We start from the raw sequence: 17,421 nt of genomic DNA, 5'->3' as shown, positions 1-17,421 counted from the left end.
AGAAAGGCCCACCCGGCACGCTTGAGGCCATACCCACGTAGGCAGAGCACACAAACCTGACAGGAACCGATGTCTGACGTTTCGCGTCCTTCGCCCACGGGTGTCCCCGCCGACACACGTGCCGGGGCCCGTACCGCCGTCGTGATCCCGGCCGCCGGAAAGGGCGTACGCCTCGGTCCGGGCGCCCCCAAAGCGCTGCGTGCGCTCAACGGCACGCCCATGCTCATCCACGCCGTGCGCGCGATGGCCGCGTCCCGGGCCGTCTCCCTGGTGGTCGTCGTGGCCCCGCCCGACGGCGCCGCCGAGGTCAAGAGCCTGCTGGACGCCCACGCGCTGCCCGAGCGCACTGACTTCCTGGTGGTCCCCGGCGGCGAGACCCGCCAGGAGTCCGTGAAGCTCGGCCTGGACGCGCTGCCGCCGGAGCACGACATCGTCCTGGTGCACGACGCGGCCCGCCCGCTGGTGCCGGTGGACACGGTGGACGCGGTCATCGAGGCGGTACGGGACGGGGCGCAGGCCGTGGTCCCCGCGCTGCCGCTCGCGGACACGGTCAAGGAGGTCGAGCCGACCGGCGGCACGGGCGGGCCCGAACCGGTGGTGGCCACCTTGCAGCGCGCCCGCCTGCGTGCCGTACAGACTCCGCAGGGCTTCGACCGCGCGGCGCTGATCCGTGCGCACGAGACGGTGACCGACGACGTCACCGACGACGCGAGCATGGTCGAGCAGCTCGGCCTCACCGTCGTGGTCGTGCCCGGCCACGAGGAGGCCTTCAAGGTCACGCGCCCGCTGGACCTGGTCCTTGCGGAGGCGGTCCTGGCGCGCCGGAGGCTGAACGATGGCTTCTGACGCTTCCGGTCTCCGGCCGCCGCCGGGTGAGCCCCTGCTTCCCCAGGTCGGCATCGGCACCGACATCCACGCCTTCGAGGAGGGCCGCGAGCTGTGGTGCGCCGGCCTGAAGTGGGAGGGCGAGGGGCCGGGTCTCGCCGGCCACTCCGACGCGGACGTCGTCGCCCACGCCGCCTGCAACGCGCTGTTCTCGGCGGCCGGCCTCGGCGACCTGGGACAGCACTTCGGCACGGGGCGCCCCGAGTGGTCCGGCGCCTCGGGCGTCGTACTGCTCACCGAGGCGGCCCGGATCGTGCGCGAGGCGGGCTTCCGGATCGGCAATGTCGCGGTCCAGGTTGTCGGCCCCCGCCCGAAGATCGGCAAGCGCCGCGACGAGGCGCAGAAGATCCTGTCGGAGGCGGCCGGAGCCCCGGTGTCGGTGTCGGGCGCGACCACCGACGGCCTCGGTTTCCCGGGCCGCGACGAGGGACTGATGGCGGTGGCGACGGCGCTGGTGGTCCGGGTCGGCTGAGGCCGGTCGGCGGGCCGTCCCAGCGCGGGCCCGACCCGCCCCCACCGGCCTGCGAGTGACCACGAACGGCCAAACCGCACTTACGCACCAGGCACTCCCATCCGCCCACTACCCTGGTGTCGTGACTATTCGCCTGTACGACACCAGCGCCCGGCAGATCCGTGACTTCGCCCCGCTCCAGCAGGGCTGTGTCTCGATCTACCTCTGTGGCGCCACCGTGCAGGCCGCACCGCACATCGGGCACATCCGCTCCGGGCTCAACTTCGACATCATGCGCCGCTGGTTCGAGTACCGCGGCTACGACGTCACGTTCATCCGGAACGTCACGGACATCGACGACAAGATCATCGGAAAGGCGGAGCAGCAGAACCGCCCCTGGTGGTCCATCGGCTACGAGAACGAACGCGCCTTCACCGACGGCTACACCGCCCTCGGCTGCCTCCCGCCGACGTACGAGCCCCGTGCCACCGGCCATGTCACCGAGATGGTCGAGATGATGCGCGGGCTCATCGAGCGCGGACACGCCTACGAGGCGGACGGCAGCGTCTACTTCGACGTCCGTTCCTGGCCCTCCTACCTGGAGCTGTCCCGGCAGGACCTCGACGAGATGCGGCAGCCCACCGAGGAGGGCATCACCGGCAAGCGGGACCCGCGCGACTTCGCGATGTGGAAGGCCGCCAAGCCCGGCGAGCCCGACTGGGAGACGCCGTGGGGCCGGGGCCGCCCGGGCTGGCACCTGGAGTGCTCGGCGATGGCCCACAAGTACCTCGGAACCGCCTTCGACATCCACGGCGGCGGACTCGACCTGATCTTCCCGCACCACGAGAACGAGATCGCCCAGGCCAAGGCCTACGGCGACGACTTCGCCCAGTACTGGGTGCACAACGCCTGGGTCACCATGAGCGGCGAGAAGATGTCGAAGTCGCTCGGCAACTCCGTCCTGGTCTCCGAGATGGTCAAGCAGTGGCGCCCGATCGTCCTGCGCTACTACCTGGGCACCCCGCACTACCGCTCGACGATCGAGTACAGCGAGGAGGCCCTGCGCGAGGCCGAGTCGGCGTTCGCGCGCATCGAGGGCTTCGTGCAGCGCGTGGTCGAGATGACCGGGCACGTCGTCGAGCCGTCCCCCGAGGTGCCGCTCGCCTTCGCCGAGGCGATGGACGACGACCTCGGAGTCCCGCAGGCGCTGGCGGTCGTCCACACCACCGTCCGCCAGGGCAACAGCGCGCTGGCCGCCGACGACAAGGAAGCCGCCGTGGCCCGCCTCGCCGAGGTGCGCGCCATGCTCGGCGTCCTCGGCCTGGACCCGCTCGATGAGCACTGGGCCGGCGAGTCCGACCGCGGCGAGGACCTGCACGGCGTGGTCGACACCCTGGTCCGCATGGTCCTCGACCAGCGCGAGGCGGCCCGCTCCCGCAAGGACTGGGCCACCGCCGACGCCATCCGCGACCAACTCAAGCAGTCGGGTCTCGTCATCGAGGACGGCCCGCAGGGCCCCCGCTGGACGCTCGGCCCCCGCTGACGGATCCCGGTTCCCGGAAGATCGATTGTGCCGCCCGGCCCTCCGGGCGGCACACTGCAAAGACGTACATACGAACGCCTCACGACAGACAGGTAGGTCATGGCCGCGAACAACCGCCGCATGTCCGGCAAGAAGGGCGCGCAGGTCGGCAGTGGCGGCCAGCGACGCAAGGGCCTCGAGGGCAAGGGCCCGACCCCGCCCGCCGAGATGCGCAAGAAGCACAAGAAGAACCGCATCGCGACCGCCAAGGCGAAGCAGGCCGCGCGCCGCCCCGTGCCGCGCGGCCGTGGCGGCAAGGGCACGTCCGAGATGGTCGTAGGACGCAACCCGGTGGTCGAGGCCCTGCGCGGGGGCGTCCCGGCTTCGACGCTCTACGTCCAGCAGTTCATCGACAACGACGAGCGTGTCCGCGAGGCCCTCCAGCTCGCCGCCGAGCGCGGCGGCATCAACCTCATGGAGGCCCCGCGCCCCGAGCTGGACCGCATGACGAACGGCCTCAACCACCAGGGTCTCGTCCTCCAGGTCCCGCCGTACGAGTACGCCCACCCCGAGGAGCTGGCCGACGCGGCCGCGGACGAGGGCGAGGACCCGCTCATCGTCGCCCTCGACGGCGTGACGGACCCGCGCAACCTGGGCGCCGTGGTCCGCTCGGTCTCCGCGTTCGGCGGCCACGGCGTCGTCGTACCGGAAAGGCGAGCGGCCGGCATGACGGCCGGTGCCTGGAAGACGTCGGCCGGCACCGCGGCCCGCACCCCCGTCGCCCGCGCCACGAACCTGACCCGCGCTCTGGAGGCGTACAAGAAGGCGGGCATCGTGGTCGTCGGCCTCGCCGCCGACGGCGAGGCCGAACTCGGCGATCTGGAAGCCCTGGCGGGCCCGGTCGTCATCGTGGTCGGCAGCGAGGGCAAGGGCCTGTCCCGACTGGTGGGCGAGACGTGCGACTTCCGCGTCCGCATCCCGATGCCGGGCGGCGCGGAGTCCCTCAACGCCGGTGTGGCGGCGGGGATCGTCCTCTACGAGGCGGCTCGCCGACGCGGCTGAACACGCGTCCGTGGCGTCACCCGTGCGGGGTAATTCCGGTGACAGTGGTGCGACCTGCGCATCCTTGACGGGGTCCGGACAGATCGGGCCGGTCAAGGCAGTGTCCTAAGCACACGTCACTCGGTTAGTTGAGTGTGGACACCAGAACACCCCGCACACCCACGGGGGACCGTTCGTCTGGATACGACGACGCTCCCGCGCTGAGCATGGTGAAGGTGCCGAGCGATCCGGCGCAGATCATCGTCAATCACGCGAGTTTCCGCGTGCTGCTGGGCGCGTCGACCGGGCGCACCAAATCCCCCCGGATCGCACGGCACTTGAGCGCCACCGAGGACACCACCCGCATCCCCGCCGTCGGCGCGGCCGGCAGAGCGGGCGCGGCCACCGGCGCCCGCCGCCGAGTCGCCGTCTGGAACGGCACGTCCGCGCCCGACGACACCGGCGCCCACCGCCTGCTCCAGGCCGTGCGGGACGGCAGCGTCCGCCACGGCGAGGAGCCGGCGCCCGGCCTCGGCGGAGCCACTCAGGTCATCCCAAGGGTCGACGTAGGCGGCTATGACGGCTACGACACCGGCTACGACGACGACTTGTCACGGACCGTCGAAACGCCGATCGTCGGCGCCCAGCGCACGCACGAATCCCTCGACACCCGGCTCCTGCCCCATATGCGCACAGTCGAGAGCGCATACGACGAGGAACTCGTCTACGACGACGAGGAGTTCGCGGAGGACCCCCACAGCACGCACGCAACCGACGCGCCCCTCAAGCGGCCCGGTGGCGGCGACGACCCGGCCCGGCACGCCTATTACCCGGGCCGCCGCATGAACCTCGGCGTCGTCCTCCTCCCGCTCCGTGTCTTCCTCGGCTTCATCTCCATCTACGCCGGCATGGGCAAGCTCTGCGACCCCGTCTACTTCGACGGCGGCAAGCGCGGCTCGATGGTGAAGTGGCTCAACACCCTGCACCCGTGGGAAGTGGCCGAGCCCCTCCGCCAGTTCGCCCTGGAGCACCCGGTCGGCTCCGGCCTGGTCATCGCCTTCTTCCAGGTCATCGTGGGCGTCCTCACGGTCCTGGGATGCTGGCAGCGGGTCGCCGCGGTCGTCGGCGCGCTGCTGTCGGCCGCGCTCCTGCTCACCGTGAGCTGGAAGAGCGTCCCGGTCTACGACGCGCCCGACATCATCTACCTCGCCGCCTGGTCCCCGCTGATCATCGCCGGCGCCCCGGTCTACTCGATCGACGGCCGCCTCGCGGGTATGGCCTGGCGCCGCCTCGGCCCCCGCGCCGACATCTGGGAGCTCCGCAGTTACGTCCTGCGCCGCGGCGTCCTGGTCACGGTGATCGTCACCGGCCTGACCCTCCTCGTCGGCTCGCTGCTCGGCGGCGCGGTCCGCGACGCCGACCGCGTCGTCGTCCCCGGTCCCGGCGAGGCCCCGCGCAACGAGCTGCCGGGCTCCCCGCTGCCGCAGGAGCCCGGCCAACGGAAGAAGACGCCGTCGGCCTCCAACTCGCCCACGCAGGGCGCCACGTCGGGGGCGGCCACGCCGTCCGGCGCCGCTACGACGCCGGGCGCCACCAGCGACACGGGCAGCGCCGGGGCGGGTACGCCCAGCCAGACGCAGGGCACCGGGGGGCAGGCTCCTCCCCAGCAGTCGGCTCCGGCCGACGAGGCGCCCAGCACCAGCACCGGTCCGACCTCCGGGGGTCCCTCCTCCGGCGGTGGCTCCACGGGCGGCTCCGACGCCGACGAACCCGGCCTGGTGGGCGGCCTGTTGGGGTAACCCTGCCGGTGGACCTGCTACCCGCCCCCTGGTCCACCGGCTGACCCCGAGCAGCACAACCACGATGGGCCCCGCACAGACTTCCTGTGCGGGGCCCATTGCTACGCCACACCTTTCGATGTCGCTCAGGGATGTCAGCCCGTCCGGCGTTCGAGGACGAGGCCGTTCAGGCCGATGGGGGTGCAAGGGGGGCGGAGCCCCCTGGCGGGGTGGAAGGGGCGGAACAGGCCGCCGCAGGCATCCCGCGCCGACCGCCACAGGCATCAGCGCCCCAGCGCCGCCAGTTCCTTCGCCGCCTCCGTCAGGTCCTTCGCCGTGTCGATGGCTCGCCAGTACGCGCCCTGCGGGATCGGGAACCCGGCCAGGCGGCGTTCGCGGGCCAGGTGGGGGAAGGTCGTACGTTCGTGGTCGCCGCGCTCAGGGAGGAGGCCGGCGAAGGCGGGGGAGAAGACGTAGACGCCCGCGTTGATCTCGAAGGTCGACGGCGGCGCCTCGATGAAGTCCGTGATGTGCCCGAAGCCGTCCGTCTGCACCGCGCCCCAGGGAATCCGGGGCCGCGCAAGCGCCAGCGTCGCGACCGCGTCGCGCTCGGCATGGAAGTCCGCCATGTCGCGCAGCGAGAAACGGGTCCAGATGTCACCGTTGGTCGCGTACCAGGGCCGGTCCGGATGCGGCAGATGCGCCGCCGCGTACTTCAGACCGCCACCCCGCCCGAGCGGCTCCGTCTCCACGACGGTCGTGACCCGCACCGGCAGCTCGGCCGACTTCAGCCAGTCCTGCAGCACCTCCGCGAGATGCCCACAGCTGACCACCACATCGGTCACGCCCTCCTCCGCGAGCCAGACGAGCTGGTGGCCGATGATCGGCGTCCCCGTACCGGGGATCTCCACCATCGGCTTGGGCCGGTCGTCGGTGTACGGGCGCAGCCGGGAACCCTGGCCACCGGCCAGGACAACGGCTTGAACGGGGCGGGACGCGGCGTTCGGATCAGTCATGACCGAACTGTACGCGGCGCCCCGCTCACGGCATTCACCAGCAACCGTTCCTTAATCAGCCGTTACGGTCCGGAAGCGGAGTGTTCTCCGAAAAGGGGATGGCTAGCCGTGTGCCGCCGCCACCCCCGACGCGAACGCGGTGTCGCAGACGGGCCGGGCATACGACTGCGCCCGCGTCGGCCCGTACACACGGACCGCCGCACGCCCCAGTGCACGGGCGATCGAGGCGCAGTGCCGCCCCAGCGACGGGCGGTCGTGGACGGCCTGCTGGAGGTGGGTGAGGGCGACGCCCGGGTCCTCCTCCTGGAGCTCGGTCAGGAGCTGGTCGCGCAGCACCTCCTGAGGGGCGCGCGGAGCGGCGTTCTTGGTGTCACGCGCGCTCGAGACGTCGGTCGCGGTCAGCACCGAGTCCGAGGGGTTCCCCGACCAGTTGACCCGGGTGACCGCGAGCGTCCCGGAGAGCACCAGGACGACGGGCAGGACGAGGGCGAGAGTGCGGCCGAGCTGGCGGGCGGGGCTCCGCTGGCCGCGTCGTGTCTGTTGGATGGTGGAGTGCTTCACGCGAGTGAGGGTAGCGTTCAGTACTGATATGGCGACATTTGGTCACCGTTTCGGGGGACGAAGAGGTGCCCATTCCCTTGCGGCGTGTTGACGTACAGCGCTCGAAATGGCCGGGTATGCCGGGGTATTTGTCGACAACGAGAAGGGCCCCGCAGCGCTCTGCGGGGCCCTCTTCGTCAACCTGGGTGAATTACCCGGGGTTGTGCTGCCATTACCTCGGGCGGTCGGCGCTCTCTCAGTCGGAGAGCCGCGCGCCCGTGGAGGTCGCGAACACGTGGGACTCGCCGGCGCGCGGGACGACGTGCAGCGTGCTGCCCTTCTCCGGGACGTCACGGCCGCTGACACGGACGACGAGGTCCTTGGAGTCGTCGCCGCCGACCTTGGCGGTGCCGTAGACGTACGCGTCGGCGCCGAGCTCCTCGACGACGTTCACGGTGACCGCGAGGCCCTGGTCCGAGTCGGCGCCGGCCACGTCGAAGTGCTCGGGACGGACACCGACGGTGACGGTCTTGTCGGTGGCGGCGGACAGCGCGTCGCGGTCGACCGGCACCACCGAGTTGCCGAACTTCACACCGCCGTCGGTGATCGGCACCTCGACCAGGTTCATGGCCGGGGAGCCGATGAAGCCGGCGACGAAGAGGTTGGCCGGGCGGTCGTACATGTTGCGCGGGGTGTCGACCTGCTGGAGCAGACCGTCCTTGAGGACCGCCACGCGGTCGCCCATCGTCATGGCCTCGACCTGGTCGTGGGTGACGTAGACGGTGGTGATGCCGAGACGGCGCTGCAGCGACGCGATCTGCGTACGGGTCGAGACACGGAGCTTGGCGTCCAGGTTGGACAGCGGCTCGTCCATGAGGAAGACCTGCGGCTCACGCACGATGGCGCGGCCCATCGCGACACGCTGGCGCTGACCGCCGGAGAGCGCCTTCGGCTTGCGGCCGAGGTACTCGGTGAGGTCGAGGATCTTCGCCGCGTCCTCGACCTTCTGGCGGATCTCCGCCTTCGGCACGCCGGCGATCTTGAGCGCGAAGCCCATGTTGTCGGCGACGGTCATGTGCGGGTACAGCGCGTAGTTCTGGAACACCATGGCGATGTCCCGGTCCTTCGGCGGCAGGTGCGTGACGTCGCGGTCACCGATGCGGATGGCGCCGGCGTTCACGTCCTCGAGCCCCGCGAGCATCCGGAGCGAGGTGGACTTGCCGCAGCCGGACGGGCCGACCAGAACGAGGAACTCCCCGTCCTCGATCTCGATGTCGAGCGCGTCAACAGCGGGCTTCTCGGAACCCGGGTAGATCCGGGTCGCCTTGTCGAACGAGACAGTGGCCATGATGAATGGGCCCCCTTCTACCGGCAGGAACGTGCCGGACGATCCGTTGTAGGAAGGTGGTTGGTTTAGTCCACATGTGCGGACTGGCTCTGGACGGTACCTGGCGTTCGCCTGATCTGTCAGTACCCGAGGGCATGTGAACTTCGCGGAAATTTTCGACAGGGCCCACTCGGAACCTGGGTACACTGCACGGGCGCGTGCGTGGCAGCGCGCGCAGGCCTCCTTAGCTCAGCTGGTCCAGAGCGGCTGTCTTGTAAACAGCAGGTCGTCGGTTCGAATCCGACAGGGGGCTCAAACAGCGCGGGGCGGTTGTCGATGACACCGCCCCGCGGTTCGTTTTTCATCCCCTCATTTCATTCGCCCGCCGAGCGACTTTTCCGGTCCGCGAATGCACCTTCGAACACCCCCATGTCCCCGCTGGGACACGGGACATGCTCAAAGTGGATTAGCATCGCTACTGCTAGTGTTCGTTCAGTCACAGTAGGCAATCAGCCTCAATGTACATGTAATGAAAACCGAGGGTTCCATGCGCAAGCTTCACCAGGTCATGATCGTCGCAGCGGCGGCCGGCAGCCTGTCCGCCATCGGTGCCGGTACCGGTGTCGCGTACGAGAGCGGGCCGAGTGTGTCCGACCTCTACCGCCCGTACCAGGAGTGCAGCCCGCAGACGGTTGGCGAGGCCTCCATTCCGGTCGCGGTGCTCGGTCTGTCCGAGACCTTCGACACCACTTGCGGCCAGTTCAACAACGCCTTCACTGGCTGAGGTCGGCGGCTTAGTCGTGCGCGACGCCTTCCGCGGGCCCCTTCGGGGTCACCCCCGAAGGGGCCCGTTCATGTGCGGCTGCCCGGAGCGCGAGGCCGCTCCGTGGGCCCGTATGCGTTCGCTGCTGTCCTGAACTCCGGCGCACCGATGAGCGGTTGGTCCCCCGAGGACCAGCCACCCTCAGGTCGGTCCTTCATTTCTAGCGAAACGGCCCCGAGCGTCCGGGATATGAACCGGACGAGGGGACCCGTCTCTCCGATTTCCCCAGGGCCCGGCGCTGCCGGTTCGCGGTGTATTGCGCTCGGGCACCCCCCGCAAAAGGAGACGCAACACATGTTCAACGGAAAGAAGATCGCGGCTGTCACCGGACTTCTCGGTGGCCTCGCCATGACCTGTCTCGGCGCCGGCCAGGCTCACGCGGCGGGCCCGGGCGTCTGCTCGCTCGACCCCCAGGGCAACATCATCTGCACCCAGCAGGTCCAGGGCCAGACCCCCGAGGGTGACGGGTTCATCGTCCGCCGGTCGGTGAACTGCCAGCCCACCCAGCCCTTGACCCTGCCCACTCCCGGTCTTCTGTCCAACGGGCAGACGCGGATCGGCCCCCACATCACCTGCGCCGAAATGTCGCCCGTGCCGGCCTCCGACACCAGTGACACGAACGACGCCGGCCCGCTGCTCTCCCGCATCCTGGGCTGAGCTTTCAACGGCGGATGGCCGGACCGGGTCAACCCGGTCCGGCCATCCGCCGTTTCGTATGCCGACACGACACAGGGAAGGGTGAAAGGTCCCAAATTGCTACGGTTCGTTTGTATATGCTCACATTAAGTAGTCAACCAGGGCTTCGTGCCCGGGAAGAAAGGGTCAAACTATGCGCAGGTTTCAGCGCGTTGCGGTCGTAGCCGCAGCGGTCGCAGGGCTGTCCGCCTTCGGTGCCGCCGGCAGTGCCTTCGCTCACGAGGGCGACGGCTTTGACGGTCAGATCGTCTCCGCGGTGTCCACCTCGACGGCCAACGCCGTTGCCACGTGGGGCGTTCCGGCCGACAAGGCGCACGCTGCTCCGCAGGCCGCTCCGCAGGCCGCTCCGCAGGTCGCTCCGGAGGCTGCTCCGCAGGTCGCTCCGGAGGCTGCTCCGCAGGTCGCTCCGGAGGCCGCTCCCAAGGCCGCCGCGCCGGAGTACGGCTACGGCGAGTACTCCGCTCCGTACGCCGCTCAGTAAGGAAGTGCCGAGGGTTCGGTGCGCGAGTTTCAGGGCACTGCGAATGTCGTCGTGACCACCGCGAGGCGGGTGGCTCCCAACTGCGAGACGCAGTCGGCCTCTTAGGGCATCGCCTCGGAGCGTCGCGACGGGCGCATCGAAATCCGTCGGAACACCGTTATGCATATCGCGCGATCCGCACCCCAGCTCCTGGACCGGATCGAGCTGTTTTCGACGGTGTGCTGGACAACACCCTTAGCAAATGCAGCCCGGACGCGCGGCAGACCCATCAGGGTGCGCGTCCGGGCTGCAGCAGTTTCCGTATTCGACCTTCTCCTTGCAAAGGAACGCCGTACATGATCGGTCGACAGAAGATCGCAACCGTCTCGGGGCTTCTCGGGGCTCTCGCCGTGATCTACAGCGGTGCCGCGCCGGCGTACGCCGACGAAGACCCCAAGGGTGCCTGCACGATCACCGCGCAGGGGGACATCGTCTGCGTCAAGAAGAGCGAGGTCGTCCGCGACGACAAGCGCAACGGCTATGTCGTCAAGCAGAAGCACGACTGCTCGACGACGGAGCGGCCGCGCTTCACGCTGCCCGAGGGCCGCATGGCGGAGGGCGGGTCCACGACGAGCGGCCCGGTCGTGGAATGCAACAACCGCGCGGAGCTGCCCAAGGGTGTCAAGCTCCCCAAATTCGACTTCTGAGGGACTTCTGAGGCGCTTCCGAGGCGCGAACGAAATGCCGGACCGGGCATGATCCCGGTCCGGCATTTTCGTTCTTTCCGGGGCTGTGCCCGGTCGGCAAAAGACCGGTGCCCCGGCCTGGGGCCGGGGCACCGAGGGGAAGCGTGCGGCTCTAGGTCACTTGCCGCCGACGGTGTTGCTGCAGCCCATGGACGAGCCCAGGCCGGTCTCCTGCGAGCCGGGGTTGCCCTCGCCGTTCAGCAGGTTGCCGCCCAGGCCGTTCGCGATGCCGACCTGGCCGAGGATGTCCACGTTGGCGTCGTGCGACTTGCAGTTGCTGCTCTGCAGGACGCTGAAGCTCGAGCCCGCGTCCTTCTTCTGGCCCCAGCCGCCTCCGTCGGCGTGGGCGACGCCGGCGCCCAGAAGTCCGACGCTCCCGAGAGCGGCGACCAGGACGGCGGCCTTGTGGAGCTTGCGCATATTCATCTCCGGTGGAGTGGAGTGGGTGCGATCCCTGAGAGATCGACTTCGAACAGTTACGGAGGCTAATAGGAAATATTTGGGAGAAAACGTCGGCACGCCGGTTCAGGGAAAGTCTCACCATCTTGGCCGATGGATAGGAAATTCATATTGTTATAGGGAATTGGGGTAAATTGAGATGCATATGTGTGACACAAGAAAGAGTCCCGGTACCGGGCCTGAGGCTCGGTACCGGGACCTGTTTCCCGCTTCGGTCGACTAGGCGACCGTCAGTGCCTGGATCAGAAGGCGCTGTTGTTGCAGCCCATCGACGAGCCGAGGTGCGTGTCCTGCGCGCCCGGGTCGCCCTCGCCGTTGAGCGCGCTGCCCAGCAGGCCGTTGAGGACGCCGACCTGGCCGAGGACGTCGACGTTCAGGTCGTGCGACTTGCAGTTGGAGCTCTGCAGGACGCTGAACTTGCCCCCGTCCTTGCCGCCGTGGCCGCCGTCGGCGGTGGCCGTGCCGGCGCCCAGGAATCCGACGGTACCGATGGCCACGGCCACGACGGCAGCCTTGCGAAGCTTGTGCATGTCATCTCCGGTGGAGTGAGGTGGGTGCGATCTGTAGGAGATCGACTTCGTACAGTTACGGAAGATTAATACGAAGTATCCTGTTATGTCCCGGAGGCACGCCGGGGCACATGATCTCGTGGCAGAAGCACCCGGAAGTCGCATCGCCAACCGTGGCGTGAAGTGAAAGTGCTGGTCACGGGGGCTCGTTGAGCTCCGCGAGCCGCGCGCTCTAGCGCGACTGGGCGTGGGCGAAGGAGTTCGCCTGGCTGTTGGCCTGGTCGCAGTCGACGCCGCGGGTCTCGGCGGCGGCGAGGACGGCGACCGGGACGGCCGCGTTGAGCACGGACTGCGGGCTGCACTCCTGGTACGGGCGGAACAGGTTGGCCTGCTCCAGCGGGCCGGCCGGCGCCGCGGCGGGCTGCTGGTTGACCTGCGGGCTGATCTTCGGGCTCAGTTGGGGGTTGACCTGCGGGCTGACTTCGGCGCCCCGCTGCGGAGCCGGGGCCGCCTGCCGGTGCGCGGTCGGCGAGTTGGAGGACTGCACGCTCGCCTGCGAGCGGGTCCACGAGGCGGCCTGGGTGTCCGGCTGTCCGACGGGTGCCGGAGCACCGCCGTACCCGAGGGGTACGTCGCCGGCGACGCTGGGCGCGACTCCGATGGCCGACAGACCACTGGCTGCTGCTACGACGAGCGCGACCTGATGAAGCTTGCGCATGGAACCCCGGCCCTTCATTGACCTGTGCTTGGAACGTATGAAAATGCGGCTGCGATGGACCATCGCTCCGACCTGTGGGGGGAACGAGCCAATTGCCGGGCGGGTCACGTCAGTCGGGGCGCGGTCACCCGTTTGCCAGAGGGTGTTATTCGTCGACAAGCCGCAGAGCCTTTTATCGGATCGATGGCAATGGAGTGACGGAAATTCGGATCCCGTGACCTGGCCGGAGAAAAGTCGTTGCCAGCTGGGAGAGGGCAGCGATCTGGAATCAGAGAGACAAGAGGATCCGCTGCCGGCTCCGGCGTGAAGTCCACATGACAGCTCAGGCATTACCCCTGTAAGGGCGCAGTACGAATATCAGACTGAGCGCACGCACGACTGCACTGAATACAACGGATTTCCCTGTACAGGTAATGAAGGGCCGAGGGTTCCATGCGCAAGCTTCACAAGGCCGCGCTCGTCGTAGCAGCGGCCGGCGGTCTGACCGCCATCGGCGCCGGCGTCAGCGAGGCCGCCGACTATCCCGTCGGGTACAGCGGTGCTCCGGCGCCCGCTCCTGAGTATCAGGCGCCTCAGTACGCACCGGCGCCTCCTCCCCAGTACGCGGCGCCCCAGTACGCCCCGGCGCCCGCTCCTCAGTACCAGGCACCTCAGTACGCCCCGGCACCTGCCCCGCAGTACGCGGCACCTCAGTACGCCCCGGCGCCGGCGCCGCAGTACGCGCCGCCCCAGCAGAGTGCTCCGCAGGCGACGGCGGTGACCAGGTCGACGGGCACCGCCCAGGTCACGCGTCCGCAGTCGGCGCCCCACTACGCGGCCCCGGCCCCGGCCCCGCAGCAGCAGTCCGGTTACGCCTCCGCCTCGGCCACCTCGGGCGGCTTCGCGCAGGCCTCCGGCTCGCCGCAGGCTTCGGCGCCGGCCGCTGCCCAGCCGTCCGTTCCGCAGGTCGTGCCGCAGGTCACCCCGCAGACGGCACCGCAGGTGATGCCGCAGGTCGCCCCGCAGGTCTCCGCACCGCAGGTCTTCAACCCGGAGCCCGCGCCGAAGGTCGCTCCGCAGGTGAACCCGCAGGTGAACCCCGAGGTGAACCCGCTCATCAACCCGCTGATCTCGCCGGCCAGCGCACCGCAGGTGCCCGGGCTCGGCCTCGGGCAGGTCGCGGCGCCTCCGGTGGGCCAGCTGGGTCTGCCCCGGCTCGGCTGACAGCCGTTCCGTAACTCGCCACCGTTCCACAGCGTTTCGCTGCACCCCACATCCGCTCGACCAACGGAGTAGAAATGCGCAAGCTTCAGAAGGTCGCCCTCATGGGCGCCGTCCTCGGCAGTGTCGGCTCCTTCGGTGTCGGCACCGCCTTCGCCCACGGTGAGGCGCGGGCCCACGACGTCGACATCACGCAGGGCATCGAGTGTCGCTCGCACGACATGAACATCGACGTCCTCGGCAGCCTCGGTCTCATCAACGGCGCGCTGGGCAACGCCCTCAACGGCGAAGGCTCCCCGGGCGCGCAGCCCAGCCACCTCGGCTCGGACATGGGCTGCAACAGCGGAGCGCTCAAGTAGACCGTAGGAAGTATTCGGTTCAACGCCCGCTCCATCACGGGGCGGGCGTTTGGACTGCGAGCCGGAGAGACCGCATGAGACTGTCCTATGCCGACGAGATGCTGCTGTTCAACGGGTGTCCGGGCGTCATCGGCCTGGCGGCGGTCCTCTCCGGCGAGCAGCCACATGTGGATCAGGTGCGGGCCCTCGTCGCCGAGCGGTGGGCGGGCATGGAGCGGATGAACTGCGTGCTCGAGGGTCCCGACGGCGGTGGCGGGACGGCGCGGCCGGGGCTGTTCGGGCGGCCCGGGCGGTCAGGGCGGGTGCGGTGGGTCGTACCGGGGCCGTTCGACCCCGTCGTGCAGGTCGCCGTGGCGCGGCACAAGTTGGACGACCTGTGGGCGGAGAGCGTGAACCGGCCGCTCTCCGGTGGGGTGCCGCCCTGGCGGCTCTTCGTCGTTCCGGACGCGACGCACGGCGGTGACTTCGCCCTGGCGCTCGTGGCCCAGCACGCGCTGCTGGACGGGCGTTCCCTGGCGACCTTGATGCGCTCGCTGATGGACAGCCCCGTGACGGCACGGGAGTCGGCCCGGCCGGTGCCGCTCGCGCGGAGCGGGCTGCTGGCGGCGGGCCGCGAGCTCAGGACGATGACGGCCGCGGGGCAGTCCCTGCCGATGCGGCCGCCGGGGCGGGCGTGCTCCTCGGTCGCGGTGACGGAACTGCCCGCGCACACGATCCGATCCGCACGCCGGCAACCGGCCGACGGCCGTGGCGCGACGCTGAACGAGCTGCTGGTGGGCGCCGTGGCCGGGGCACTGCGCGCGCAGTACGGTCCGGTGCGGCGGTGGCGGCAGCGGGACGAGCCCGTCTACACGGCCGTACCGTGTGACCTGCGCAGTCGCGCGAACACGGGGGAACTCGGGAACACCCTCACGGTGATCCGGGTTCCGCTGCCCGTCGACGTGGACGGTCCCGTGGCGCGGCTGCGGGCCTGCCAGGTGGCGATGGCCACCGTCCCCGACCGGGCCGCCGTCCACGCGAACGTGCTGTTCCCCGCCGCAGAAGCGGTTCGCCGGACGGGATCCTGGGTCACCAGGTTTCTGGCCGGCCGCAGCCGGCCCTCCTGCTTCGCGGCGACCGCGACCACGGCCATGAAGTGGCCCGGCGGATCGAGCACCTTCCAGGGCCGCCGGCTGGTGCGCACGGTCGGGCTGCCGCCTCTGCAGTACCCGGGCACCGTCAGCCTGACCCTGGCCCAGGCGGGGGACGCGTTCACGCTCACCGTGGTGTGCAACCTGCGCCCGAACGAGGCGGGACGGCTCGCGGAGGCGGTCGTCACGGAGTTCGAGACATGGGCCCGGATGGCGACGCCGTCAGTGCCCTGACGGCACCAGGAGATGGAGGCAGTTGCATGGAAGCGGAACACGGCGGCGTAGCGGGACACGGCGACGTATGGGAAGCGCTGCGCCCGCTGTGCGCGCGGGTGATGTCGGTGCCGCCGGAGGCGGTGGTCCCGCAGGCCCGGCTGGTCGCCGACCTGGGAGCCGACAGCCTGGACATCACCGAACTGGAGGCGGCGTCGGAGGAGTTGTTCGGGGTGTCCCTGCGGGGGACCGACAAGGCCGCGGTGTCCACCGTGGGTGATGTCGCCGACCTCATCGTGCGGCTGCGTACCCCTGCCGCCCGCACCCCCCTCGCCCGATGACCGGCCGACCCGCTGTCGCCATCACCGGCCTGGGAGTTCGCTGCGCGGCCGGAGCGAGCCCGGCGGCACTCTGGGAGAGTCTCGTGCAGTGCCGTTCGGCGACGCGGCTGCACGCGTTCGACGACGAGGGCGTGGTCCGCTACCCCGCGTGTCCGATGACCGACTTCGACCCCACCGGCTATCTCGCGCCCAAGGAGGTACGACGGGCGGACCGGTCGGTGCAGCTGGCCGTGTGCGCGGCCGTGGACGCCGTGGAGGACGCCGGCGGACTGCACGTCGGTGCCGGGCGGCGGGCGGTGGTCACCGGCACCGGATATGGCGGGGTGATCAGCCAGGAGAACGGCATCGGCCACCCCGATGTGCTCTACGCGCCCCGGCTGATGAACAACGCGGGTGCCTACTGGGTCAGTGCCCGCCTCGGCATCACCGGACCCAGTCTGACGATCTCCACCGCCTGTGCCTCGGGCACGCATGCAGTGGGTGAGGCGATGCAGATGATCCGGGCGGGGTGCGCGGACGTGGTGGTAGCGGGGGGCCATGACAGCCCGCTGACGCCCACGACCGCGCTCGCCTTCGGGCGGGCCGGTGCGATGGTCACCGAGTGCGAGGATCCCGCTTCCGCGTCACGGCCGTTCGACATCGGGCGGCGCGGGTTCGTCCTGGCCGAAGGGGCCGCTTTCCTGGTGCTGGAGCGGCTGGACCTCGCCCGCGCGCGGGGCGCCCGGATCTACGCCACGCTGACCGGCTACGGACGTACCTCCGACGCCCACCACCTCACGGCACCGCACCCCGACGGTGCGGGGGCCCGGGCGTGCATGGAGCAGGCGCTCGCCGACGCCGGTGCGACGGCCGACGCCGTCACGCACGTCAACGCGCACGGCACCGGCACCGAGCTGAACGACCTCGCGGAAGCGCAGGCCATCGCGGCCGTGTTCGGTCCGCGTGCGGTGCCGGTCACCGCGCCCAAGGCCGTGACCGGGCACGGGCTCGGGCTGGCGGGAGCGCTGGAGGCGGTGATCACGGCCTGCTCCGTGCGGGAAGGGCTCGCGCCTCCGACCGCGCATCTGACGCGGCTGGATCCCCGGTGCGAACTGGACGTGGTCACCGGTGAACCGCGCAAGATCCTGGATGGGCCGGTGCTCAGCAACAGCTTCGCCTTCGGCGGTCACAACGCCTGTGTCGTGTTCGACTCACCCCGCGGTTGATC

The 17,421-nt window shown here is 70.0% G+C and carries 20 protein-coding genes and 1 tRNA gene; 15 read left to right on the top strand and 6 right to left on the bottom strand.

From position 1 onward, the window contains the following. Nucleotides 1–69: 69 nt before the first annotated feature. The 5 genes from ispD (at nucleotide 70) to ACZ7M7_RS37645 (ending at nucleotide 5,698) form a co-directional block, all read left to right on the top strand. Nucleotides 70–846 (top strand): 2-C-methyl-D-erythritol 4-phosphate cytidylyltransferase, encoded by a 777-nt coding sequence (ispD, locus tag ACZ7M7_RS37665; RefSeq protein ID WP_472124979.1) that lies wholly within the window; start codon nucleotides 70–72, stop codon nucleotides 844–846. Beyond that, the gene (ispF, locus tag ACZ7M7_RS37660; RefSeq protein ID WP_472124976.1) at nucleotides 836–1,357 is read left to right on the top strand and encodes a 2-C-methyl-D-erythritol 2,4-cyclodiphosphate synthase; all 522 of its coding nucleotides are present in this window, start codon (nucleotides 836–838) and stop codon (nucleotides 1,355–1,357) included. Before ispD ends, ispF begins: the two co-directional genes overlap by 11 nt. Nucleotides 1,358–1,478: 121 nt before the next feature. After that, nucleotides 1,479–2,879 carry a cysteine--tRNA ligase gene (gene cysS, locus ACZ7M7_RS37655; RefSeq protein WP_383607117.1) on the top strand — a complete coding sequence of 467 codons (1,401 nt, stop codon included), beginning with the start codon at nucleotides 1,479–1,481 and terminating at the stop codon, nucleotides 2,877–2,879. A gap of 99 nt (nucleotides 2,880–2,978) precedes the next feature. Next, complete coding sequence (rlmB, locus tag ACZ7M7_RS37650; protein WP_383607114.1) at nucleotides 2,979–3,920, top strand: 23S rRNA (guanosine(2251)-2'-O)-methyltransferase RlmB; 942 nt, start codon at nucleotides 2,979–2,981, stop codon at nucleotides 3,918–3,920. 134 nt (nucleotides 3,921–4,054) lie between these two features. Beyond that, on the top strand, nucleotides 4,055–5,698 hold the full coding sequence (locus ACZ7M7_RS37645; protein WP_472124972.1) for a DoxX family protein: 1,644 nt from the start codon (nucleotides 4,055–4,057) through the stop codon (nucleotides 5,696–5,698). 263 nt (nucleotides 5,699–5,961) lie between these two features. Here ACZ7M7_RS37645 and ACZ7M7_RS37640 read toward each other — a convergent pair whose 3' ends face one another. The 3 genes from ACZ7M7_RS37640 to ACZ7M7_RS37630 form a co-directional block, all read right to left on the bottom strand. Beyond that, nucleotides 5,962–6,693, bottom strand: a complete 732-nt coding sequence (locus tag ACZ7M7_RS37640; protein WP_383607108.1) for a nucleotidyltransferase family protein — start codon at nucleotides 6,691–6,693, stop codon at nucleotides 5,962–5,964. Between the two features lie 102 nt (nucleotides 6,694–6,795). Then, nucleotides 6,796–7,254, bottom strand: coding sequence for a hypothetical protein (locus tag ACZ7M7_RS37635; RefSeq protein ID WP_383607105.1), 459 nt, complete (start codon nucleotides 7,252–7,254; stop codon nucleotides 6,796–6,798). A 235-nt stretch (nucleotides 7,255–7,489) separates the two neighbouring features. Beyond that, nucleotides 7,490–8,581, bottom strand: a complete 1,092-nt coding sequence (locus tag ACZ7M7_RS37630; RefSeq protein WP_383607102.1) for an ABC transporter ATP-binding protein — start codon at nucleotides 8,579–8,581, stop codon at nucleotides 7,490–7,492. 217 nt (nucleotides 8,582–8,798) lie between these two features. Between ACZ7M7_RS37630 and ACZ7M7_RS37625 the strand changes: the two genes are divergently transcribed. From ACZ7M7_RS37625 to ACZ7M7_RS37605, 5 genes are all read left to right on the top strand, one after another. Continuing rightward, nucleotides 8,799–8,873 (top strand) — tRNA-Thr (locus ACZ7M7_RS37625). 234 nt (nucleotides 8,874–9,107) lie between these two features. Further along, nucleotides 9,108–9,344: a hypothetical protein gene (locus ACZ7M7_RS37620; RefSeq protein ID WP_369271890.1), complete on the top strand. Its 237-nt coding sequence runs from the start codon at nucleotides 9,108–9,110 to the stop codon at nucleotides 9,342–9,344. A 333-nt stretch (nucleotides 9,345–9,677) separates the two neighbouring features. Continuing rightward, nucleotides 9,678–10,040 (top strand): hypothetical protein, encoded by a 363-nt coding sequence (locus ACZ7M7_RS37615; RefSeq protein ID WP_383607098.1) that lies wholly within the window; start codon nucleotides 9,678–9,680, stop codon nucleotides 10,038–10,040. Between the two features lie 172 nt (nucleotides 10,041–10,212). Beyond that, nucleotides 10,213–10,560, top strand: a complete 348-nt coding sequence (locus ACZ7M7_RS37610) for a hypothetical protein (protein WP_472124968.1) — start codon at nucleotides 10,213–10,215, stop codon at nucleotides 10,558–10,560. 335 nt (nucleotides 10,561–10,895) lie between these two features. Beyond that, nucleotides 10,896–11,246, top strand: coding sequence for a hypothetical protein (locus ACZ7M7_RS37605; RefSeq protein ID WP_427843833.1), 351 nt, complete (start codon nucleotides 10,896–10,898; stop codon nucleotides 11,244–11,246). Nucleotides 11,247–11,402: 156 nt separating this feature from the next. On the opposite strand, the gene ACZ7M7_RS37600 is transcribed toward ACZ7M7_RS37605, so the two are convergent. From ACZ7M7_RS37600 to ACZ7M7_RS37590, 3 genes are all read right to left on the bottom strand, one after another. Continuing rightward, entirely contained in the window at nucleotides 11,403–11,705 is a 303-nt protein-coding gene (locus tag ACZ7M7_RS37600; RefSeq protein WP_472124965.1) for a hypothetical protein, read from the bottom strand. Nucleotides 11,706–11,986: 281 nt separating this feature from the next. Further along, nucleotides 11,987–12,274, bottom strand: a complete 288-nt coding sequence (locus ACZ7M7_RS37595; RefSeq protein ID WP_383607087.1) for a hypothetical protein — start codon at nucleotides 12,272–12,274, stop codon at nucleotides 11,987–11,989. A gap of 211 nt (nucleotides 12,275–12,485) precedes the next feature. After that, nucleotides 12,486–12,971, bottom strand: a complete 486-nt coding sequence (locus ACZ7M7_RS37590; RefSeq protein WP_383607085.1) for a hypothetical protein — start codon at nucleotides 12,969–12,971, stop codon at nucleotides 12,486–12,488. A 432-nt stretch (nucleotides 12,972–13,403) separates the two neighbouring features. Between ACZ7M7_RS37590 and ACZ7M7_RS37585 the strand changes: the two genes are divergently transcribed. From ACZ7M7_RS37585 to ACZ7M7_RS37565, 5 genes are all read left to right on the top strand, one after another. Continuing rightward, nucleotides 13,404–14,174 (top strand): hypothetical protein, encoded by a 771-nt coding sequence (locus ACZ7M7_RS37585; protein ID WP_472124961.1) that lies wholly within the window; start codon nucleotides 13,404–13,406, stop codon nucleotides 14,172–14,174. A gap of 74 nt (nucleotides 14,175–14,248) precedes the next feature. Beyond that, nucleotides 14,249–14,530, top strand: a complete 282-nt coding sequence (locus tag ACZ7M7_RS37580; RefSeq protein WP_383607079.1) for a hypothetical protein — start codon at nucleotides 14,249–14,251, stop codon at nucleotides 14,528–14,530. A gap of 74 nt (nucleotides 14,531–14,604) precedes the next feature. Next, complete coding sequence (locus ACZ7M7_RS37575; RefSeq protein ID WP_472124958.1) at nucleotides 14,605–15,894, top strand: wax ester/triacylglycerol synthase domain-containing protein; 1,290 nt, start codon at nucleotides 14,605–14,607, stop codon at nucleotides 15,892–15,894. 26 nt (nucleotides 15,895–15,920) lie between these two features. Beyond that, nucleotides 15,921–16,214, top strand: a complete 294-nt coding sequence (locus tag ACZ7M7_RS37570) for an acyl carrier protein (RefSeq protein ID WP_383607073.1) — start codon at nucleotides 15,921–15,923, stop codon at nucleotides 16,212–16,214. Then, complete coding sequence (locus ACZ7M7_RS37565) at nucleotides 16,211–17,419, top strand: beta-ketoacyl-[acyl-carrier-protein] synthase family protein (protein ID WP_472124954.1); 1,209 nt, start codon at nucleotides 16,211–16,213, stop codon at nucleotides 17,417–17,419. Before ACZ7M7_RS37570 ends, ACZ7M7_RS37565 begins: the two co-directional genes overlap by 4 nt. Nucleotides 17,420–17,421 lie beyond the last annotated feature (2 nt).

This window comes from Streptomyces sp. NPDC111606, assembly GCF_055656945.1.
Note: the sequence above shows the minus strand (reverse complement) of the source record. Positions and strands in the feature narration are given on the sequence as shown.

Coding starts and splice junctions, on each gene's coding strand:
- ACZ7M7_RS37615 (WP_383607098.1), top strand. CDS start 9,678: ATGTTCAACGGAAAGAAGATCGCGGCTGTCACCGGACTTCTCGGTGGC.
- ACZ7M7_RS37595 (WP_383607087.1), bottom strand. CDS start 12,274: ATGCACAAGCTTCGCAAGGCTGCCGTCGTGGCCGTGGCCATCGGTACC.
- ispF (WP_472124976.1), top strand. CDS start 836: ATGGCTTCTGACGCTTCCGGTCTCCGGCCGCCGCCGGGTGAGCCCCTG.
- ACZ7M7_RS37580 (WP_383607079.1), top strand. CDS start 14,249: ATGCGCAAGCTTCAGAAGGTCGCCCTCATGGGCGCCGTCCTCGGCAGT.
- rlmB (WP_383607114.1), top strand. CDS start 2,979: ATGGCCGCGAACAACCGCCGCATGTCCGGCAAGAAGGGCGCGCAGGTC.
- ACZ7M7_RS37610 (WP_472124968.1), top strand. CDS start 10,213: ATGCGCAGGTTTCAGCGCGTTGCGGTCGTAGCCGCAGCGGTCGCAGGG.
- ACZ7M7_RS37630 (WP_383607102.1), bottom strand. CDS start 8,581: ATGGCCACTGTCTCGTTCGACAAGGCGACCCGGATCTACCCGGGTTCC.
- ACZ7M7_RS37565 (WP_472124954.1), top strand. CDS start 16,211: ATGACCGGCCGACCCGCTGTCGCCATCACCGGCCTGGGAGTTCGCTGC.
- ispD (WP_472124979.1), top strand. CDS start 70: ATGTCTGACGTTTCGCGTCCTTCGCCCACGGGTGTCCCCGCCGACACA.
- ACZ7M7_RS37590 (WP_383607085.1), bottom strand. CDS start 12,971: ATGCGCAAGCTTCATCAGGTCGCGCTCGTCGTAGCAGCAGCCAGTGGT.
- ACZ7M7_RS37620 (WP_369271890.1), top strand. CDS start 9,108: ATGCGCAAGCTTCACCAGGTCATGATCGTCGCAGCGGCGGCCGGCAGC.
- ACZ7M7_RS37640 (WP_383607108.1), bottom strand. CDS start 6,693: ATGACTGATCCGAACGCCGCGTCCCGCCCCGTTCAAGCCGTTGTCCTG.
- ACZ7M7_RS37575 (WP_472124958.1), top strand. CDS start 14,605: ATGAGACTGTCCTATGCCGACGAGATGCTGCTGTTCAACGGGTGTCCG.
- ACZ7M7_RS37570 (WP_383607073.1), top strand. CDS start 15,921: ATGGAAGCGGAACACGGCGGCGTAGCGGGACACGGCGACGTATGGGAA.
- ACZ7M7_RS37585 (WP_472124961.1), top strand. CDS start 13,404: ATGCGCAAGCTTCACAAGGCCGCGCTCGTCGTAGCAGCGGCCGGCGGT.
- ACZ7M7_RS37600 (WP_472124965.1), bottom strand. CDS start 11,705: ATGCGCAAGCTCCACAAGGCCGCCGTCCTGGTCGCCGCTCTCGGGAGC.
- ACZ7M7_RS37605 (WP_427843833.1), top strand. CDS start 10,896: ATGATCGGTCGACAGAAGATCGCAACCGTCTCGGGGCTTCTCGGGGCT.